Source organism: Duncaniella dubosii, assembly GCF_004803915.1.
In the GTDB taxonomy this organism is placed as follows: Bacteria; Bacteroidota; Bacteroidia; order Bacteroidales; family Muribaculaceae; genus Duncaniella; species Duncaniella dubosii.
Genome location: NZ_CP039396.1, coordinates 3,434,796 through 3,455,172, shown reverse-complemented (window position 1 = coordinate 3,455,172; position 20,377 = coordinate 3,434,796). Strand labels below are relative to the sequence as shown.

The window sequence follows — 20,377 nt, the reverse complement described above, 5'->3', positions numbered from 1 at the left end:
TAGTAACTTGAAGCATTTCTTGAAGATATTTAACAGATGAAGCCCGAACTAAAGGCGTGTGGTGGCGTTTTTAGAGTATAACAATCTAAAAAACGACTTGAAACTATGATTTATACACTCCCTGATTTACCATACAAGAACGATGCCTTGGCGCCTTCGATTTCGAAAGAGACAGTAGATTACCATTACGGCAAGCATGAGCGTGCCTATATAGACAATCTCAACCGTCTCATCAAGGACACGCAATATGAGGACATGGAGCTTGAGGAAATAATCACTTCATCGTCAGGCCCGTTGTTCAACAACGCATCTCAAGCGTGGAATCATATATTCTATTTCTTCTCTTTCTCTCCCGACGGCAGTCATGAGCCTGACGGCCATCTGCGCAAGGCTATCGACGAGCAGTTCGGTTCGTTCGAGCAGTTCAAGAAAGAGTTTGAAGACGCTGGATCTTCTATTTTCGGCTCCGGATGGGTGTGGCTTTCGAAAGATAAGGACGGAAAGCTGTTCATAACCCAGACCTCAAACGCCGGCAACCCTCTCTGCGAGGGTCTGATACCGCTGTTGGTTTTCGATGTGTGGGAACATGCCTATTATATCGACTACCGCAACCGCCGACTCGATGCTCTCAAGGAGCTTTGGAAGATTGTCGACTGGGATATTGTTGCCAGCCGCTACATTTGACCCACGGCGAGAAAATATAGAAAAATTAAATGTTAGAAAAGTATTTATTATTGAAACGAAATATAGCACTAAATAAGCATAATGTGATGAATGGAGAGAGAGGCAGTCGTGAGACCCCCTCTCTTTTTGTATATTACACTGAACAATCGGCATTTAAGATAGTAACATATATCGAAAACAGCCTCATTTTTGAGGATATTCGATTGTCCTAAATATAACCGGAAATAATCTAAAATTCGTATTTAACAAATTTTTATTTCCAAATTATTGTCGAAAATGCCAACGCTTAGATTTAGAATCTTACCTGCTAAAGTGCTTAAAAACAACACTCACATTATACGTCTTGCCATCGCTCATAATGGTCAGACTCGGTATATAAATTACGGGCCTGTATCACTCCGTTTTCGGAACTGATACAGGCCCGTGGCCGTTTTATTTGCCGTCTGGATTATTTCGGCTGATAGAGATAGCGTTTGATCGAGCGTTTTGGTGTCTTTTCAAATTCCTCGTTCATGAGGTTGAAGCGCTGCACCTGAGAGTAGGCGGGGAGATTCGAATTGAGAGTCTTGATATTCTCTTCCATAAGTCCGTTGATGGCCTCTTCCGACATGCCCTGTGATGTCAGGCTTTCGATGTCGGGATAGATAAGCGCCACGAGACGGCCTTCGCCTGAATCGATTATGAGCGATTCGGCAACGTAGGGGAGGTTGTTGAGTTTGTCTTCGATTTCCTCGGGATATATGTTCTGTCCCGACGGGCCGAGGATCATATTTTTGTCACGGCCACGTATGTAGAGATAACCGTCGTGGTCAAGATTGCAGATGTCGCCTGTCGAGAGCCATCCGTCGGCATCCATGCAGCCTTCGGTCGCTTCGGGGTTCTTGTAGTAGCCGAGCATCACATTTTCGCCTTTCACGTAGAGTATGCCCGGTTTGTTGGCAGGATCGGGGGAATCGATGCGTGCTTCGACACGGTCGACGATGCGTCCGCACGAAGCCATGCGGTTGTCGGTAGCGGGCGAGTAGGAGATGAGCGGGCCGCATTCGGTCATGCCGTAGCCGACGGTGTAGGGGAATCCTATGCGTCTCAGGAATTGCTCGACATCGCGGTTGAGACCTGCGCCGCCGATGACGATTTCCTCGACGTTTCCACCGAAGGTCTCGGTCAGGCGGTCCTTGATTTTGCTGAGCAGGCGTTCGTCAACAAACGGAACCATGAGCATGAGTTTCATCAGAGGCTTTTCAAGCATCGGGAAGACACGTGTGCGTATGATTTTCTCGATGATAAGCGGCACGGTGACGATATAGCGTGGCTTGACTTTCGCGAATGCCTCCATGATTATGCGTGGAGACGGGGTGCGGGTCAGTATGTGGATATGGTTGCCGCTGACGAAGGGGCGCAGCATGTCGATGGTCAGGCCATACATGTGGGCAAGCGGAAGCATGCACACGACGCCGTCGCCGGGATTTGTGGGGAGATTTTCGAGGCAGAACTGCACGTTTGACCAAAGGCTGCGGTAGGGGAGCATCACTCCCTTAGAGAATCCTGTAGATCCTGAAGTGTAGCTGATAAGGCAGAGTTCGTCTTTAGAGTCGATGTGATATACGACATCGTTTGGTGTGAAGCGGTCGGGATAGCGCTGGCCGAAGAGCTCGTTGAGGTGGCCACGTGCGTAGGTGAGTTTCTCGTCATTGCTGACAATCAGCGAGTAGTCTTTCACCGACAGAGCGCCAAGAAGCGTCGGCATGCTTTCAGGGTTGAGGTCTTCCCAGATGTTTTCGTCGATTATGGCGAGTTTTGCCTCGCTGTGGTTGATGAGATGCTGGATGTTGTCAGATTTGAAATCGGGAAGTATGGGGACTATGACCGCTCCATAGGCGAGTGTGCCGATGAAGGCTACACACCACATTGAATTGTTTTTTGAACACAACACCACTTTGTCGCCCGGACGGATGCCGGCAGCTTCGTAGAGGAGATGAAGTTTTGCTATTTTGCGGGCTACATCCTTGTAGGTGAGGGTGATGCCGCCGAAGTCCGTAAAGGCCGGGAGCTCCCAGTATTCTTTGACTGCGTCCTGAAAATATAAATTAAGGCAATCGCGGGCTTTCATGTAGATGTCTTTATTATGTGGTTGTTTAATGTTTGACTTGTGCACATTACGGAGAGATTCGTGCAAAAAACTGAGCGCAAAATTAATGAAAAAAGATTAGTTTAGCTCCATCGTGCTATTTAATAAATCTTAACGCTTGCTCCATAAGCGGTTGCGTCGGGTCGAGCAGTCTGACATCAGGGTCTTTCGACAGCCAGAGCAGCTGTTTTTTGGCATATACGCGGGTGTTTTTGGCGATGCGGGCTATTGCCGTGTCGCGGTCCATCTTCCCTTCCATCATGGCAAACAGCTCTTTGTAGCCGACGGTGTTGAGGGCGTTGAGATGCCGGAGGTGGAAGAGTTCACGGGCTTCGTCTTCGAGTCCTTCGGAAATCATGGTTCCGACTCGGCTGTTGATTCTGTCAAACAGCTGCTGGCGCTCACGGTTGATGGCGAGTTTGACTATGCGGAAGGGACGTTCCTTTTTACGGCCTGTGCGCAGGGTCGAGTAGGGTACTCCGGCCTCCATGCAGATTTCTATGGCGTGGACAAGACGCTTGTGGTTGGAGCGGTCGGCCGTTGCAAGATAGTCGGGATCGAGCTTTTCGAGACAGCTGCACAAGGCTTCGAGACCGCCGTTGTCGTATATGGCCATAGCTTCGGCACGTGTGGCCGGTGAGATTGTAGGCAGTTCGTCGATGCCACGAGTGATAGCGTCGATATACATCATCGAGCCGCCACACATCACTGCGTAGTCGCTCCGTGTCCAGATTTCATTGAGAATCCTGAGTGCGTCCTCCTCGAACATGGCCGCCGAATAGTAGTCATGGAGGTCGAGGACTCCAACGAGGTGATGACGGACGCGGGCGAGTTCGGCGGGAGTCGGTGCGGCTGTACCTATCGGCAGCCCGCGAAAAAGCTGGCGCGAATCAGCCGACACTATTTCAGTGTCGAGTGATTCGGCCAGCTCTATGGCGAGTGAGGTCTTTCCGCTTGCGGTCGGACCAGTGACTATTACAAGTGTCTTCAATTATCTAACGGGTGAATTTTATTTCTCGGCGACGAGACGGGCAATCTCGACAATCACCTGCGTGGCCTTTTCCATCGAGGGGATGGGCACGAATTCATAACGGCCGTGGAAATTAAGACCTCCCGCAAAGATGTTGGGGCAGGGAAGTCCCTTGAACGAGAGCTGGGCGCCGTCTGTCCCACCGCGGATCGGCTGCACTTTGGGTGTGACATCGACATTTTTCATCGCCTGTACGGCTACGTCGATGATGTGCATGACAGGCTCGATTTTCTCACGCATGTTGTAGTACTGGTCCTTGATTTCGATTGACGCGCAGTCGGGAAACTCGTTGTTGATTTTGCGGGTGAGGTGTTCAAGTTCCTTTTTGCGGCGTTCGAAACGGTCGCGGTCATGGTCGCGGACAATGTAGGTGAGCACTGTTTCCTCGACCGAGCCTTCGAATGATATGAGATGATAGAAACCCTCGTAGCCTTCGGTGTGTTCCGGGGTCTCCCAGCGCGGGAGCATTATGACAAACTGGTTGGCTATGCGGATTGAGTTGATCATCTTGTGTTTGGCGTAGCCGGGATGGACGTTGCGGCCTTTGAAGGTGATTTTGGCCACTGCGGCGTTGAAGTTTTCATATTCGAGTTCGCCGATTTCTCCGCCGTCCATCGTATATCCCCAGTCAGCGCCGAATAGGTCGACATCGAATTTATGTGCGCCCTGTCCGATTTCTTCGTCCGGATTGAACGCTATGCGTATGTCGCCGTGCTTGATGTGGGGGTGCTTGATGAGGTGGTCGACAGCGGTGATGATTTCGGCAATGCCTGCCTTGTCGTCAGCTCCGAGGAGAGTGTTGCCGTCGGTTACAATGAGATCCTGTCCGACGTAGTTGAGAAGCTCGGGGAACTGAGTGGGGCTGAGTGTTATTCCGGCAGAGGCGTTAAGGATAATGTCGCCGCCGTCATATTCCTCTACGATCCGCGGGCTTACATGCTTGCCGCTGAGATCGGGCGATGTGTCGAGGTGTGCGATAAATCCGATTGTCGGGACTTCCTTGTCGGTGTTGCCTTTGAGTGTGGCCATGAGATAACCGTTGTCATCAAGGGTTATGTCGGATAGGCCCATGTCGTGGAGTTCCTTTTCAAGATGCCGGGCGAAAATCATCTGTCCCGGAGTGGATGGGGTGAGGTTTGTGAGTTCGTCGCTCTGGGTGTCGAACTTTACGTATTCTAAAAAACGGTCAACTACTGTCATGATGTAGAGATTGTTGAAATATATTCGTTTTTGTAAATCAGAGCTACAAATGTAGTGACTTTTTCGCGTACAGACAACAAAAAATGCGAAACTAACCTTCTAAGGCCATTCTATAACATTAATCCCGTCTAAAACTCCACCCACTGATACCTTCAATAAAAACTATCAATTCCCGCAAATAGCCGCTATCGCCATATTATTAAGGCAGATTGTAAGGTTTGTTGTGGCATCGGCTAAGTCGTATTGATGCCGTTAAAACTGATTGCCTGAGTCCATCAATATATTATTATATGTGGTGAGGTTTGTTGGGTATTTTTGCAGAAAAACACTAAATTTGTGTCTTGGATATGGCCGTGTTTTTCAAAAGGCTCATGTCTTGCCATTGTCAGATAAATAAAACCAATCAACTTCTAACATATATGGATAATTTCAGAAACTCTATCCCGGACTGGGCGTTCGGGATGAATTGTGCGGTGACGGTATGTGATGCGGATGGCGTGATTCTGTATATGAACGAAAAGGCTCTTGAAACATTTGCGTCAAGAGGAGATATGCGTGGCCGTAATCTGTTTCCATGTCACAACGAGCGGTCTAAATCAATAATGCGCAGGATGCTTGACACCGGCGAATCTAATACATATACAATTACCAAGCATGGACGCCGAAAGATAATCTATCAGACCCCGTGGCGTGCCGATGGACGGATTGCCGGGCTGGTGGAGATTTCAATTGAGCTGCCGGATGATATGCCTCATTATGACCGCGATAAGAAATAACAAGGAAAAATCAATATCCCCGGATGAATTATTTTTCGTCCGGGGATAGCTTTCAAATGTCTTTTCAGGATAGAAAGAGATTAGTTCAGTCTTCGAGATAGTAGACAATCGTGGAGACCACGCGGACTTTCTTTATGAATGGGGTTGAGGAGTCGCTGTCGTCGATTGAGAACTGGCCCTGTGAGGCGGTCTTGATTTTCCCTACACGGCTTTCGCTGTCGGCTGCAAACTGGTCGGCCGCGGCGCGGGCGTTTTTGGTAGCTTCAGCTATCATTTCAGGTTTGATGGCGTTGAGGCCGGTGAACTGATAGTTGATATATGAGTTGGAAAAGGCGATGCCTTCCTTGAGCAGTTCTGACTGGCGGTTGAGCAGCTCGCGCACCTTCTGCACTTTTTTTGTGGTCACGGTGACAGTGCAGTTGATGGAATAGTTGTAGGAGAACGAGTCTGATCGATAGCGGTTTGAGGTCGCGTCGTAAGTGTCGGGCGGATTTACGGAAATTTCATCCTGACTGATGCCGTTGGAAGTGAGGAATTTAACGATAATGTCGTTGTTGGTGCTTACTTTGTTGTAGATTGTCTGGAGGTCATTGCCGGCGAGTGAATATGTGATAGGCCAAGTGACGAGGTCGGCCGGCACTTCGCGCTCTGCAAGTCCGCGGACAGTCACTTCGCGGTCGCGGAACGCGATGTTGTCAATACCGGCTTTCAGCAGAATGCCGACAATCACAAGCCCGACGGCAATCAGCCCGGCAGAGATAACGGAATTGGATTTCATAATGTGTCTGTTTTAAATTAGGGTGATTTATATTGAGGTTGGAAACTGTTGATTAAAGCGGAATTTTCGCGCGGAAAAACGGCTTGGTTGTCTATTAGGGAAAAGCAAAATTACAAATATTTGTTCAATACTACCGTTGTCCGGCCTTAATTTTTGGCTGAAAGTTTATAAATTTGTAGTCAGAAACAAGAGGCCGTTAAAAATTTCTGTTGATTTTTCCCCTGACAATCCCGGAATCGGCCTTGACAAACGAAGATTTATTTAAGACACGATATAAAGCACCATGGCAAAGAAGATCGCTGAGACTCCGTTGATGAAACAGTATATGGCAATGAAAGAAAAGCACCCGGATGCAGTGTTGCTGTTCAGAGTAGGTGACTTTTACGAGACATTTTCGGAGGATGCGGTAGCGGCTTCAGAGATTCTTGGAATCACTCTGACCCGTCGTGCCAACGGCTCGGCGCAATATGTCGAGCTTGCCGGTTTCCCTCATCACGCACTTGACACCTATCTGCCTAAGCTCGTCAGAGCCGGTAAGCGTGTGGCTATATGCGAGCAGCTTGAGGATCCTAAGACAACTAAGAAGCTTGTGAAGCGAGGCATCACAGAGCTCGTCACTCCCGGAGTCTCAATCAACGACACTCTGCTCAACAATAGGGAAAATAATTTCCTTGCGGCTCTGAATTTTACCAAACAGGATGTCGGCGTGGCCTTTCTTGACATTTCGACCGGCGAATTTCTCGCAGCAGAAGGGTCGGTTGACTACATCGAGAAGCTCCTCGCGAATTTCGCGCCGAAAGAAGTGCTTGTCGAGCGCGGGAAGAAACGTCTGATCGAGGACAGTTTCGCCGAACACTATCTTGCATTCGAACTCGACGACTGGATTTTTACCGAAGATGCGGCTATGGACCGTCTGCTCAAACAGTTTGAGACAAATTCGCTGAAGGGTTTCGGCATCCATGCCATGCACGCAGCCGTGGTCGCTGCCGGAGCTATTCTCCACTATCTCGACATAACGCAGCACACACAGATTTCACACATCACTTCTATCGCACGTGTCGAGGAAGAGAAGGCTGTCAGACTCGACCGATTCACGGTGCGCAATCTTGAACTGGTCGCCTCCATGAGCGAGGACGGAAAGAGTCTTCTTGACGTGATTGACCGCACGGTCAGTCCGATGGGTGCGCGTCTGTTGCGGCGTTGGGTTCTGTTTCCGCTCAAGGACTCGCGTGAGATAAACCGGCGTCTTGATATAGTGGACTACTTTTTCCGCTCGCCTGATAACCGCGATGCCCTGAAGGATGCCTTGGGGCAGATCGGAGATCTCGAACGTCTGATTGCGAAAGTTTCAGCCGGACGTGTCAATCCGCGCGAACTTGTGCAACTGCGCCATGCGCTGGCCATGATCGAACCTATCCGCCATATATGTCTCGAATCCGGACAGCCGGCTCTCGAAAGCATCGGCGAACAGCTGAATCCATGCACTGGGATTGCCGAGCGTATCGAAAAGGAAATTAATCCCGATCCGCCGACGGCTATCAACCGGGGGCCGGTAATCAGGGATGGTGTCGACAGCGAGCTTGACGAGCTCCGCGAAATAGCCTACAAGGGCAAGGACTATCTTCTGCGTCTACAGCAGCGCGAGAGCGCTTTGACCGGCATACCGTCGCTTAAAGTCGCCTACAACAATGTGTTCGGCTACTATATCGAGGTGACGAATACCCACAAGGACAAAGTGCCCGCCGAATGGATTCGCAAGCAGACACTTGTCAACGCCGAGCGCTATATCACACAGGAGCTGAAGGAGTATGAAGAAAAAATTCTGACGGCGCAGGACCGTATCGCAATCATCGAACAGCGTATCTATACGACCCTCGTGCATGATTTGTGTGCATACATTCCGGCCATACTTCTTGACGCGCAGATGGTGGCGCGCCTCGATGTGTTCAGTTCGTTCACGCGTGTCGCGCTGGAAAACCGTTACAACCGACCTTTTGTCGATGATTCGCTTGAACTGTCAATCGTCGAGGGACGTCATCCGGTCATCGAAAAGGAGCTTCCCCGGGTGAACCGTATATAACCAATACGGTCAACCTGTCGAACAACGGAACGCAGGTTATGATGATCACAGGCCCTAACATGTCGGGTAAGTCAGCCTTGCTCCGCCAGACGGCGCTCAACGTACTTCTCGCCCAGATCGGTTCGTTTGTGGCTGCCGACAGTGCCCGCATAGGCGTTGTCGATAAGATTTTCACCCGTGTTGGCGCGAGCGACAACATTTCGCTCGGCGAGTCGACTTTCATGGTCGAAATGAACGAGGCGGCATCGATTCTCAACAATATGAGCGAGCGGTCACTGATTCTTTTCGACGAACTCGGCCGAGGAACATCGACATACGACGGCATTTCAATCGCTTGGGCAATCGTGGAGCATATCCACGAGCACGGAGGCATACATCCGAAGACTCTTTTCGCCACACATTATCATGAACTGAATGAAATGGAGAAGAGTTTCAGCCGTGTGGTCAACTATAATGTGTCGGTTCGCGAGATTGACGGTAAGGTCGTCTTTCTTCGTAAACTCGCGCGCGGTGGCAGCGAACACAGTTTCGGCATACATGTAGCCAAGCTTGCCGGCATGCCGCAGTCGATAGTCAGGAGGGCCGACGAGGTGCTTGTGCATCTTGAAAAGGTGAACCGCGAAAGCGACGAGCGTGTCACCAAAAATCTTTCAGGCGTGGCAGATACGGCCGAGGGTGTACAGCTTTCTTTTTTCCAGCTTGACGACCCGGTTCTCGCACAGCTGCGCGACGAGATTCTTGGTATCGACATCAATAATCTGACCCCTATGGCGGCTCTCAACAAACTGCATGACATCAAGACGATTCTTACAGGAAAGTAGCAACGCCAACTGAGATTTAAGCTTGTGTGATTTCTAACTGTCAGCTGTAGATTTCAGAAAGCTTTCCCAAGCAAATGAATTGAATGGATATTAGAGAGGCGTGACGATTCTATCAGTGTCGTCACGCCTCTCTCTTCGGATAGGATTGAATCTGTGGAATTTATTCGTAGCGGATAGCTTTGTAAGCCGAAAGAATTTCTGTGCGTATGTTGCGCAGTGTGTTGTCGGTTGCGTAGCGTAGTCTTTCGACATCGGTCTTGCCACGGCGGATTGCGCTCTCGCGTTTGCCTCCGTCCCAGACAGTCCGGCTTGCATTGAGGTTATAGTTGCTTGTATAGGCATTGCTGCTGCCGTTGCTCCAAGGTGCGTTTGAATAACCCTGATTTGTCCCGAAGTCAAGTGAGGGTTGCCATTCACCCTGAGCTTTCTCAAGAGAGAGGGCAGCGGATTCTTCTGAAAGGATGGATTGACGGAGAGCTATGTTGTTGCCACGGGCATGGTTAATACAATCGTTATAGCTCCAGACGGCTATTTAATCACCTGCGTAGGAAGTCACACTGATCCAAGAGAGCGCCAGAATGAAGACGCCCCTTATCCGATAATTGTCAAACATGATGAAAAAGTGAAAAAATATATGAGAAATGACTTTTTGTGAAGAGAGAGGGGAATGAGCGTAGATCAAGAGCGGTTATCTCGGACCGCGGCCGCCATGTCCACCGGGTCCACCGGGTCCGCCGGGTCCGCGACGCATGAAATCACCGCCGCCTGAAGGTTCGTTTCCTTTTCCGAATGAGTTGAAACGGTAGCTGAGCGTCACCATGAAGTAACGGGAGAGAGAATTGTACTCAATATCGTCTATGTAGTTAGCAGTAATATTGCGGCGGATGTTGTTGCGCTGGTTGAGGAGGTCGTAGACTTTGACGGCGAGAGTGAGAGATCTGTCACGCAGGAACTGCTGGGAGATTGTGGCGTTCCACATCCATGTCCGGGTGTCGTAACCTGCGGCATAGCCGGCAGTAGCCGTGTAGTTGATGTCTGTCTGCAATGTCAGACCCCAAGGGGTGTAGTAGGACCCGTCGAAACGTCCGCCATAGTTGTGTACAGTCTGGTTGGCATTGGTCTGGACGCTGTTGTGGGTTGTCTGTAGCATGTACATCGGACGGAGTTCTAATTCGAAGTGGTCGGGACGGAAAGTGATTCCGGGACTTTCTCGCACAGAGAATGAGAGAGAGTTGTTGCGGACATTGTTGTTGAAACCTACGTTGTGCCGGACGTTTGCGAATACATGGTTCGATATGCTCCAGAGCTTGTTGCGAAGAGGCATTGAGAACATATTCATGACGCGGCCGTTCCAGACTCCGTTGACATTGACATATTCGGTCAGACGCGAACCGTACTCGTCAAATGTCGTCTTTGAGATGATGGAGTTCTGTGTGAACTGAAAGTCAGCCATGAGCATTAGGGAGCGTTGCGATTCCATGTTGAAATCCTGAAAACGGAGATTGACATTATGGCTGAACGAAGGGTCAAGATTCGGGTTACCCTGCACCTTGTTGGTAGGATTCGAGATGTCGAGAACAGGCTGGAGCTGTGACATTGACGGCTGTGACGACTGTCCGCGATAGTTGGCCTGAATAGAGCTTCTTTTCGAGAATTTGTAGCGGTAGCGCAGGAAGGGGGCGAAATTTGTCACCCAGCGGCTGATGTTTTTGTCTGCGTTGTCGAGATAGATTGATTTTGACATCTGCGGGACGAGCGCCATTCCGATCTCAAAATTTGACTTGGCGCCGACTTTCTTGTAGCCGAGTCGTATGTTCTGGTTAAAATAGTTGTTTCGGTAACGGTTGGAGTATTCCGGATCCGGCTCTTCACCGACAGGAGGAAATATGTCGAGGTCATATTCGTCAGGAATGTTGTAGACGAGCTTGTCGGCATTGTTCCAGCGGTATGATCCACGATATGCGAAAGTTAGGAAATGGCCGTCGGCCACGTCTCCGAGAGGTTCGGTCCAAGTGAACTGTCCCATTATCTGGTTGCTCCAGGTATGATTGTCGGTGTATTGGTTGAGCAGTTCAGAGTTGTCCTCTGTATTGTCGGGGTCTTCTTCGATGATATAGCGTATGAAATCATTGATTGAGGTCGCTTTCTCGATTACATTTGAGAAACGGTATTGCCCTGAGACGGAGAACGAGCGTCCGCGGTGTTTCTTGAAGTTGTGAGAGTAGATGAGGCGTGCTCCGACTTCGTAGGAATCGCCGTCGCTTTGTCCGATTGCAGTGTTGTCGCTGACTTTCTCCATCGCTGAATTGAGATAGGAGGTCAGTTCGTTGTCATACGATTTGTTGAAGTTGAATGAGAAATTCGGACGGAATTCAAGAGTGTTGAACGAGTCGGGTTTCCAGAGCACACGGAAGTCTCCTCTGAAGTTGTTGCCACGGTCGCGAGTGGCCTTGCGTATCTTTGAGTAGGTGGAATGGTCTTCGAAAAGGTATTCACGATCCTGTCTTGTGGTCGAATTGGCATCCGTGTTGCTCCACATGAGGTCGCCTCCGACGCGGATGATTTCTTCTTTTCCGATGTTGATGTTAAGGCCGAGCGCACGCGATTCGGTGATGCCGTTGTTTCCTCCGAAACGGCGGAAACGGTTGCCGTTACTGTCGGTAAAGCCTATCTGGTTTGTGTTGTTGAAGTTTCCGAGCAGGGTTATCTGATTTCCGTCCCAGAAACGGTTGACGTTGAACGAACCCATGTAGCGGTCATCCGTACCGTAGCCGCCTTCGGCTGTTCCGAACCATCCCTGATTCATTTCTTTTTTAAAGGTGAGGTTGATGACGGTTTCGTCTTCGCCATCGTCGACACCTGTCAGACGGGCCATGTCACTTTTGCGGTCAACGACCTGAAGTTTGTCAACCATGTTTGCCGGAAGGTTCTTTGAGGCCACCTGCGGGTCGTCGCTGAAGAATTCCTTGCCGTCGATGAGAATTTTTGAGACGGTCTTACCGTTGGCTGTTATAGCTCCGTCAGTGCCGACTTCCACACCGGGGAGGCGTTTCAGAAGGTCTTCGACCACGGCGTTTGGCTGGGTGTGATAGGAATCGGCGTTATATTCAACCGTGTCTTCCATAACCTTTATAGGAGTTTTCACGGCTACGACACTGACTTCGCCAAGCATATGAGAGGCTTCCTTTATACGGATTTCGCCGAGACGGAGATTTGATTTTCCGACAGTGAGTTCTTTTTCAGTATCGGCATATCCGATATAGCTTACTGTCAGGACATATTTGCCGCTTTTGATGTTTTCGAGTTTGAACTGGCCGTCGAGGTTGGTGGTCACGCCGGCCACGAACGAACTGTCTTTAGCATTGACAAGCTTGACAGCCGCTTCCATTATCGGATCGCCGGATTCCATGTCTTTGACAAGGCCGGTGATGTTGGCTGCATGGATAGTTGCGGAGCATAAAGTTAGAAGCAGAACTGAGAGTAAGGTGAGGGTTCTTGTGAAACGTGTCATGTCTTTTTTTCAATCTTTGGCTATTGCTTTGATTATGATTTTGTGATTACTCCTTTCTGACGGTAAAGGTAATCAAAAGTTTAATTCCGAATTGTCCATATTCTACTTACGGGGAGCTTTCCCCGATAAATCGGAAATAATACGTAAAATGTTAAAATGTGTTGCGTATATGCTTTTCAGGCATATATGCAGGACAGCCGGTCCGAAAAATAACGGACCGGCTGCCGGATGGTATGTCTTTACGGATAAATATTATTCCGAAACGACTTCGAAGGGGATTTCAACCTTCACATCGCGGTGGAGATTGATGGTAGCAGTGTAATTGCCCACTTCCTTGATAGAGTCAAGGATGATGAGCTTACGGTCAACATTGTGGCCGAGCTTTTCGAGGGCTTCAGCAATCTGGATAGCGTTGACAGAACCGAAGATTGTACCGGTTGAAGAGGTCTTTGCGCCGATTGTGAGTTTAACGTCCTTGAGTGCTTCAGCAGCAGCTTCTGCATCAGCTTTGATGCGGGCGAGCTTGTGGGCACGCTGACGCTGGTTTTCGGCAAGAACTTTAAGAGCTGATTCGGTAGCAATCACTGCTTTGCCGGTGGGGATAAGGTAGTTGCGGCCATATCCGTTCTTGACTTCGACAACATCGTCCTTGTAGCCAAGGTTGGCAATGTCTTCTTTGAGAATGATTTTCATAATTGCGGATAGCTTTTAAAGTTATTTCATCAAGTCGGTAACGTAGGGGAGGAGTGCGAGGTGACGGGCACGCTTAACGGCCTGAGCGACACGACGCTGGAACTTGAGAGAAGTTCCGGTGATGCGACGGGGAAGAATCTTGCCCTGTTCGTTGAGGAACTTTTTGAGGAATTCAGGATCCTTGTAGTCGATGTATTTGATTCCGCTTCTCTTGAAACGGCAATATTTTTTCTTCTTAACGTCTACCGACAGGGGTGTGAGGTAGCGGATTTCAGATGCTTGTGCCATGATTTAGTTCTCCTTTGCTTCTTCGGTTACTGTAGTTGTTGCTTTAGCACGGTTGCTGCGACGCTTCTCAGCATATTCGGACGGAATACGAGGAAGCGGAGTACGCGTTCGTCGCGGCGGAAGGCTGTCTCAAGTTTCTTGACGATTGTGGGATCGCCGTCAAACTCCACGAGCGAGTAGAAGCCGGTAGATTTTTTCTGAATGGGATAAGCGAGCTTGCGAAGTCCCCAGATTTCTTCGTTGACGATAGATGCGCCGTTGTCGGTGAGCACCTTCTCGAATTTTTCTACCGCTTCCTTCATCTGCTGGTCAGACAAAACGGGAGTTAAAATGAAAACGGTTTCGTAATGCATTTTGGTTGGTTATAATTAGTGATTGGTGTTTGTTGAGTCCCGATTTCTGTCGGGCACACTTTTTCGGCTGCAAAGGTAAGGATTTTATCCGAGTTGTGCAAAATAATTTGAAGGGGCTGTTAAAAAATATTGTTAATTTTTCAACAGCCCCTCGCTCTGCATGTTTACGCAGCGCTTACTATTGTGTGACGGTTATTGTCGTCCCTGCCGTGTGGGCTGAGAGCGACGGCGAGTAGAGACTCTGGATTGTTGCCACGCCCGAGGCGAATGACCCGGCGTTGTTCACCCACATGTCGTAGGTCAGCACATAAGTGCCCTTTGGCAGATGTGTAATGAAAAATCTGGTCGAACTGTCGCGGTTTTCGCGATAGAACCGGATGCCTTCTGCGTATATCGGGGCCGGCAATTGCTCGACAGGTTCGTAGCAGCCGGGGCGTTCGTCGACGATGGTCACATAGTCCATGTCGCGGTCGGCTTTGACGGTGAGGGTCACGCTGATGCGGTCGCCGACTTTCAGCAGGGTGCCGTCGTTGTGGTTTCCGCCGGCAGCTATGCTCTTACCGATAGAGAGATCCTGACATGAATGGGCTTTAACTGAGGTCATTGAGTCGGTGTAGAGGCAGAAGACAGCGCCCCATGACGGTGTGTCGCCGGTGTGCTTCACTTTTAGCTCTCCCGCTTTTTCCGGTGACAGGGAGAGAGGAGTGCGGAAGTAGCCTGTCATGAGTTCATATCTATCAGGCTTGACGATGTGGCCGTCAATGCTTATCTGTGAAGCTGTCTTGGCATCGGCGGGTTCAATCCATTTTGTTGACGTGGACAGGATGACCGCGATGGCGGAGGAGGCTGAGACTGATGTCCCCCAGTCCGTTGCCTGTTTCTGCAATATGAGCCATTGGCGGATTCTGTCGATGTCCTGACTTGTTGACGTGGACAGGATGGCCGCGATGGCGGAGGAGGCTGAGACTGATGTCCCCCAGTCCGTTGCCTGTTTCTGCAATATGAGCCATTGGCGGATTCTGTCGATGTCCTGACAGTCGGGGTCGACGGTGGCGAATGTCGAGAGAAGCATGGCTGTCGTTCCGACTTTGCCCATTGACCATAGGGTCATGTCGTCGAGCGACGGCCACCACATACCCTTTTCAGGGGTGTATTCCGAGTACTGGCGGAGTGATTCGAGGATTGTCTTTGCGACGCTTGGATATGAATTGTCGAAAAGAATCCGGGCATATATTCCCTTTTCGAATACTCCGGCTGTCTTCCATTTTTCAAGTATGCGCTGTACAGTGGCGTTGACTATGTTGCGCCGGGGGGCGGACATACCTTTGACATTCCTGTACAAGTCACGGAGGTAGACGTAAAGTGTATAGTCTCCCTTGGGTGATTTCGCGAAAGCTTCGCCGTTCTTTTTGTCGAACCACGAGAGCGCATTGGCTGTCATCGAGGAAAGTTCCTTGCGTTCAGGCATGAATCCGAGGCGGTGGAGTTCGCCGAAAAGGAGAAGGACATTTTGTGTCGCCCACATCGAAGCCTCGTCCGACATGCCGAACCATGCCCATCCGCCGTTGTTTCTCACAAGCTTGCGTAGTGTAGCGATGTTTGCATTCAATGTCGATTCGAGTGTCTTGGAGTCAAACAGAAGTGCAAGGCGATTCATGCGCTCGGTGTCGTTTTTAGCATCGAGCATCCACGGCGTTGCCGCGAGCAATATCTGTTTCAGGTCATCGTTGCGTTCAAGCATCGACGTGAGGGCCGAGCCGTCGCGGTCGCTTTCGGTCCATTCGCGTATGGCTGTGGCTATTACCGGGTGGTCGCGCAGCAGACCGGATGCGATTGAGGCCGAGAATATAGATGCGGCAGCCTCATTGGCGGTGGAGGCTTTCTGTTCAAGCAGTCCGGGAAGGGCGGTGACTACATACCATGTAGGGTTGTCGCAGAATTCGAGTGTCACGCGGGCATCGGCAGGAACTTTAGGGAGTGGCATGCTGAAATCCTTGTCATCGGGTGCGATGTAGAAAGGATAGGTGTCAATCACGGGGCTTACGGCGGGGAGTATGGGTATGAGCGATTGTTCGCCGTCGGCAAACATATCCGTTGACGATTTGATACGGTAGCCAATGAACGGAGCGTCGGCCGGAGCTACGAGTCCTGTAGAGACTGTCGCCGCAGATGATGGCGCGATTTCATCGACCTGCGTGTATTCGGCGATGACTTTGCCGTCGGCGGGGTTGAATAGCTCGACCTTGGTAGTGATTTTCTGCTGTTTGTCGCTGCTGTTCATCACCGAAGCGATAATTGTCGCGCTGTCGCCTGACCTTAGAAAGCGTGGAAGGTTTGGCTGGACCATCACCGGCTTGTTGGCCATGACATCGGCCGAGAAATTGGTTGAAAGCAGCGAATCCGTATAGGCAAGTGCGCGGAAACCCCACCGGGTATTGGCATTGGGGACAGTGAAGGTGAATGAAAGCCTTCCGTTGGCATCGGTGGTCAGCATAGGCTTGAAGAAAGCGAGTGAGACTTCATTCTCGCGGAATGAGAACGGCTTTGAGGACTCGGGCTTCTCTTCAGAAACTCCGTTTTCACCTTCGGCAGCTCCCATATCGGTTTCATAAGCAGCTTCGGCGGATGCCATGTCGGCAGAGGCCATTCCTGCACTATTGAATGTGACTGCCCCATCTGCGGAGCTCATAGCCTCCTCGACAACGACTTCTTCTTTGTGTTCTGCCACGGCATTGAGTGTGGTGGCAGCGGCTTTATAAGAGCGTGTCCCGCTTAGGTATATCTTGGTGTTTGAGAATGTGCGTCTGTATGTATCAAACGTGGGTTGCAGTACTGAGTATTCCGAAAGGAATTTGTCGGGATATGCTGAAATCCTGATTCCGGATTCAGCCGATAGGTCGGATTGTTCCCAGAAATAATGGTAGCGCGGACCTTGGGTCATAGGGGTGAATTCCCATGATGACCTGACGAGGGCATCGAGGGCGGTATTGTACATGTCGAGAACCACAGCCGCTTCCTTTCCGTTGTCAGACCGGTCTACGACGCGGAAAGTCCATGTCTCCTCGCTACCCGGTACGAGACGGTCGCGGAACGACTCGCTTATGAACTTTATGCCTTTGGCGGGCATGTCGCGTTTTGCTGTGAGTCTTGCCGATGAGTTGCGGTAGTTGCCGGTAAGCGAGATTTCTACAGACGCTTCATCGACCCCTGCGGGAAGCTCTATCGGGAGTGTGTGCATTCCTTCGCCGGCTTTCACCCATCGCCGGGAAATGAGTTTGGAGTCTGTGTGGATGCTTACCAGAAGGTTTGTCGGACAGTCAACGGCATATAGCCATGAGGCAGCGGTGCTGCCTTTGATTGAAACTTTATCGGTCGGATACCATAGCAGACGGCCTGGAACAGGTGTCGCGGTGTCTGTCGGACGATAGAGCACGACGTTTTGGCTCACAGGCTCTGCCATGGCACTGTCTGCGAGCGAGAAGCGGAGTTCGCAAGGCCCTGATGCAAGCGAGGTGAGATCAATGGTCGCGTCGGCCGGCCTGATTGTCCCGCGCAGGATGGTTGCTGAATCGCGTATGACTTCATAGTTGACAGGCATAGCTATTGTGGAATCCTGATAATTGACGGTCTGTAGCCTGATTGCGGCGGTCGGAGAGGAGATGTCGATGTTTTCGGGCACAGACGGACGGATTACGTAGCGTGAACCCATAGTGAATATTGTCGAGGCCGTCTGAGTCTCGCCGGAAGGTGAAAGAGCTGAAATAGTCACAGAGAAAATGCCGCCGGGAATCGGAGAGATTTCCAGAAGGTCTTTTGGCAAAGTGATTTCAATATCGCCTTTTTCATCTGATGTGGCTTCAAGGGTGGAGAACTTGACTTCTGCAGGTCTGTTCCACCACCAGCGAGTGCGTTGTAGGGCTGAAATGTCAACAGTCAGACCGGCGTTGGCCACAGGGAAGCCTGCATAGGTCTCTATGTGTCCTCGCAGAGTGGCTGCACCGGCCGATGGATAGTCACATTCGACCGGATCGAGGATTACGCGGAATGTCGGCAGTTTGTAGTCGGATACCGTGAACCTGACAGCGTCGCCATAATTCTCAAGGGAGATATGGAAGGTGCCTGTCAAGCCTTCTTTCGGAAGTATGAAATTTCCGTTGATACGGCCGAATGGATCAGTGGTCAGTTTCAGTGTGTCGATTGCCATGTAGCTGGCGTTGCGCAGGATGGCTGTTACCTCTTTCCCGATTACAGGGCGGTGGTTTTTGCGCTGATATTCATATACGATAGCCATCCACTCCACGCTGTCGCCGGGATGATATAGCGGCAGGGAGCTGTAGCCGGACGCTGATTTATACCATTTTTCTTCAAATTTATTGTCGTCGGAGTAGATCCATAGCGGATTTGCGTAGCGGTCGGTCCCTTTTGTCAGCGTCACGTAGCCGTTTGACGAACAGGCAGCTGAACCCTCGGCATTGGTTTTGCCGATAGTCTTTGGCGAGGAGTCCCCACGCCGGTTGTTGGGATACAAGGTGAATTCAGCGCCTTCGACCGGTGCGCCGGTCTTTGCATCGAGCGCCCATAGACTTGCGGATTCGAATCTTGACGATGCAATGGCGTAAGCGGTCACATGAATTTTGTCATACCACTTTTTCCCTGTGACCGGTTTGCCGTCGATTGTCGGAATTGCGATATAGTTTCCGGCTGACGGAAATTTATATTTCAGATTTATATTTTCCTTGAATGGAACTTCCGTTTCAGCTGATTTGAACGGGAGTACTGCCACAGGTTTAAATTTTGGCAGTCCGGCTACGGCATAACTATTGTCTGTCAGTAGTGACGACGACACATTATATATATATACCTTTCCCGATACGACGTTTGAAATCCGGAGTTTCAACTCAGTTTCAGTTTCGGGGGCTACGACAGATGGAGCGGTCACATAGATTTCCTGCTCGGCAATGCGTGTCCGTTTGTTGATCAGGTTGTTTTTTAGCGGATAGGCCGGATATGTTTTGATATTGTGGCCGATGGAGGCGTAGAGCCACCGTGGATCGTTGTAGCTGTCGGGGAAAGCAAGAAGGATATCTCCGGAATATTCCGACGAGCTGTTTTCGTCATACAATTCACGCAGAAGCCGGCTCTTCCTGTCTGACACAGACATGGAATTGTCTTGGTAGACTCGCTCGGAAATAAACGTAAGACGCTGTAGGTCTGTGTTGATAAACGGTGCAGAACCGGGCGCGTGGAATTTTAGCAGAGAGGCATACAGTTCAAGTATGCGTCCGACGTTGGGGTCGTATTTGGAGAACGGAAGAGCCGTGTAGAGGTCATGGCGTGTAAGCAGTCCCCATGAAAGGACTGAATTGATGATTCCGTTTGAGCTGAGAAGCGAGATGGCACGGTTGGCAACGAAATCGTAGAGCGTCGGATAGTATATCTCCGTCGTGCGGACGACGGTTATGGACGAGACGCTATTTCCCCCTCCGGCCGAAAGGTCGATTACGGATGAATATTTTCCGATGGGCACAGTTTTCAGGGCAGGCGTGAAATTCAGGGCTTTGTCGAGAAGAGCGGAAATGCGTGAGCGGAATTGAAGGCCGTTCCATTCGTTGAAATCGTCGGGCAGTGGAGTCGTCGGGGTTTCGCGAGAGTCGTATTTCCATCTTTGATTCATATATAGCGCCGAATATATGTCGGCTTCGAGAGTGAAAAGCATGCTCTTCAGTATGTCGTCGGAGCTTGCAGTGGCTATACTGTCGATTTTGGCAAGAGCATTTCCTGCGTTTCCGCTGTCGATGGCCGTCCGGGCAAGATAGTAGTCCATGAGAGCACGCACCACTTTAGGCCCGTCGTCTGTCTTGAGGGCTGCAGACAGTTGTCGCAGTGATTCGGTGCTGACAGTCTTGGGATATGCAAAGTCAGGAGTCTTAGGGGTGTTTGCGTTCATGTCTATATGGATGGAAACTGATATGAACGTAAACAGCAGGATGAATATTTTACCGATACGCATAGTTTAAAAATATGTTGGTTGGGAT

The 20,377-nt window shown here is 50.3% G+C and carries 11 protein-coding genes and 2 pseudogenes; 3 read left to right on the top strand and 10 right to left on the bottom strand.

Annotated elements, in window-relative coordinates; all coding sequences use genetic code 11:
- Positions 1-105 precede the first annotated feature (105 nt).
- A complete protein-coding gene (locus E7747_RS15290) occupies positions 106-684 on the top strand; it encodes a superoxide dismutase (RefSeq protein ID WP_123615009.1) in 579 nt (192 codons plus the stop codon).
- A 448-nt stretch (positions 685-1,132) separates the two neighbouring features.
- On the opposite strand, the gene E7747_RS15285 is transcribed toward E7747_RS15290, so the two are convergent.
- The 3 genes from E7747_RS15285 to pepT form a co-directional block, all read right to left on the bottom strand.
- Positions 1,133-2,794: an AMP-binding protein gene (locus tag E7747_RS15285; protein WP_136416860.1), complete on the bottom strand. Its 1,662-nt coding sequence runs from the start codon at positions 2,792-2,794 to the stop codon at positions 1,133-1,135.
- A 115-nt stretch (positions 2,795-2,909) separates the two neighbouring features.
- A complete protein-coding gene (gene miaA, locus E7747_RS15280; protein WP_136416858.1) occupies positions 2,910-3,803 on the bottom strand; it encodes a tRNA (adenosine(37)-N6)-dimethylallyltransferase MiaA in 894 nt (297 codons plus the stop codon).
- 18 nt (positions 3,804-3,821) lie between these two features.
- The gene (gene pepT, locus E7747_RS15275; RefSeq protein ID WP_123615012.1) at positions 3,822-5,042 is read right to left on the bottom strand and encodes a peptidase T; all 1,221 of its coding nucleotides are present in this window, start codon (positions 5,040-5,042) and stop codon (positions 3,822-3,824) included.
- Between the two features lie 419 nt (positions 5,043-5,461).
- On the opposite strand from pepT, the gene E7747_RS15270 reads away from it, so the two are divergent.
- Positions 5,462-5,818: a PAS domain-containing protein gene (locus E7747_RS15270; protein ID WP_123615077.1), complete on the top strand. Its 357-nt coding sequence runs from the start codon at positions 5,462-5,464 to the stop codon at positions 5,816-5,818.
- A gap of 85 nt (positions 5,819-5,903) precedes the next feature.
- Here E7747_RS15270 and E7747_RS15265 read toward each other — a convergent pair whose 3' ends face one another.
- Positions 5,904-6,596: an SIMPL domain-containing protein gene (locus E7747_RS15265; protein ID WP_123615013.1), complete on the bottom strand. Its 693-nt coding sequence runs from the start codon at positions 6,594-6,596 to the stop codon at positions 5,904-5,906.
- Between the two features lie 283 nt (positions 6,597-6,879).
- Between E7747_RS15265 and mutS the strand changes: the two are divergent.
- Positions 6,880-9,497: pseudogene (gene mutS, locus E7747_RS15260) on the top strand (DNA mismatch repair protein MutS).
- A gap of 160 nt (positions 9,498-9,657) precedes the next feature.
- Here mutS and E7747_RS17550 read toward each other — a convergent pair.
- From E7747_RS17550 to E7747_RS15230, 6 genes and pseudogenes are all read right to left on the bottom strand, one after another.
- Positions 9,658-9,960, bottom strand: coding sequence for a TolC family protein (locus tag E7747_RS17550; protein ID WP_356926270.1), 303 nt, complete (start codon positions 9,958-9,960; stop codon positions 9,658-9,660).
- Between the two features lie 225 nt (positions 9,961-10,185).
- Positions 10,186-13,008 (bottom strand): TonB-dependent receptor, encoded by a 2,823-nt coding sequence (locus tag E7747_RS15250; protein ID WP_136416856.1) that lies wholly within the window; start codon positions 13,006-13,008, stop codon positions 10,186-10,188.
- A gap of 252 nt (positions 13,009-13,260) precedes the next feature.
- Positions 13,261-13,701, bottom strand: coding sequence for a 50S ribosomal protein L9 (rplI, locus tag E7747_RS15245; RefSeq protein WP_123615016.1), 441 nt, complete (start codon positions 13,699-13,701; stop codon positions 13,261-13,263).
- Between the two features lie 21 nt (positions 13,702-13,722).
- Complete coding sequence (rpsR, locus tag E7747_RS15240) at positions 13,723-13,992, bottom strand: 30S ribosomal protein S18 (protein ID WP_172480316.1); 270 nt, start codon at positions 13,990-13,992, stop codon at positions 13,723-13,725.
- Positions 13,993-14,342 (bottom strand): annotated as a pseudogene (gene rpsF, locus E7747_RS15235) (30S ribosomal protein S6). It abuts the gene before it with no gap.
- A gap of 178 nt (positions 14,343-14,520) precedes the next feature.
- Positions 14,521-20,352 carry an alpha-2-macroglobulin family protein gene (locus E7747_RS15230; protein ID WP_136416852.1) on the bottom strand — a complete coding sequence of 1,944 codons (5,832 nt, stop codon included), beginning with the start codon at positions 20,350-20,352 and terminating at the stop codon, positions 14,521-14,523.
- Between the last annotated feature and the right edge of the window lie 25 nt (positions 20,353-20,377).

Bases quoted from the DNA above. Each gene is read 5' to 3' on its own strand.
- E7747_RS15230 (WP_136416852.1), bottom strand. From the start codon at position 20,352: ATGCGTATCGGTAAAATATTCATCCTGCTGTTTACGTTCATATCAGTT.
- pepT (WP_123615012.1), bottom strand. From the start codon at position 5,042: ATGACAGTAGTTGACCGTTTTTTAGAATACGTAAAGTTCGACACCCAG.
- E7747_RS15270 (WP_123615077.1), top strand. From the start codon at position 5,462: ATGGATAATTTCAGAAACTCTATCCCGGACTGGGCGTTCGGGATGAAT.
- E7747_RS15290 (WP_123615009.1), top strand. From the start codon at position 106: ATGATTTATACACTCCCTGATTTACCATACAAGAACGATGCCTTGGCG.
- rplI (WP_123615016.1), bottom strand. From the start codon at position 13,701: ATGAAAATCATTCTCAAAGAAGACATTGCCAACCTTGGCTACAAGGAC.
- E7747_RS15285 (WP_136416860.1), bottom strand. From the start codon at position 2,794: ATGAAAGCCCGCGATTGCCTTAATTTATATTTTCAGGACGCAGTCAAA.
- E7747_RS15250 (WP_136416856.1), bottom strand. From the start codon at position 13,008: ATGACACGTTTCACAAGAACCCTCACCTTACTCTCAGTTCTGCTTCTA.
- E7747_RS15265 (WP_123615013.1), bottom strand. From the start codon at position 6,596: ATGAAATCCAATTCCGTTATCTCTGCCGGGCTGATTGCCGTCGGGCTT.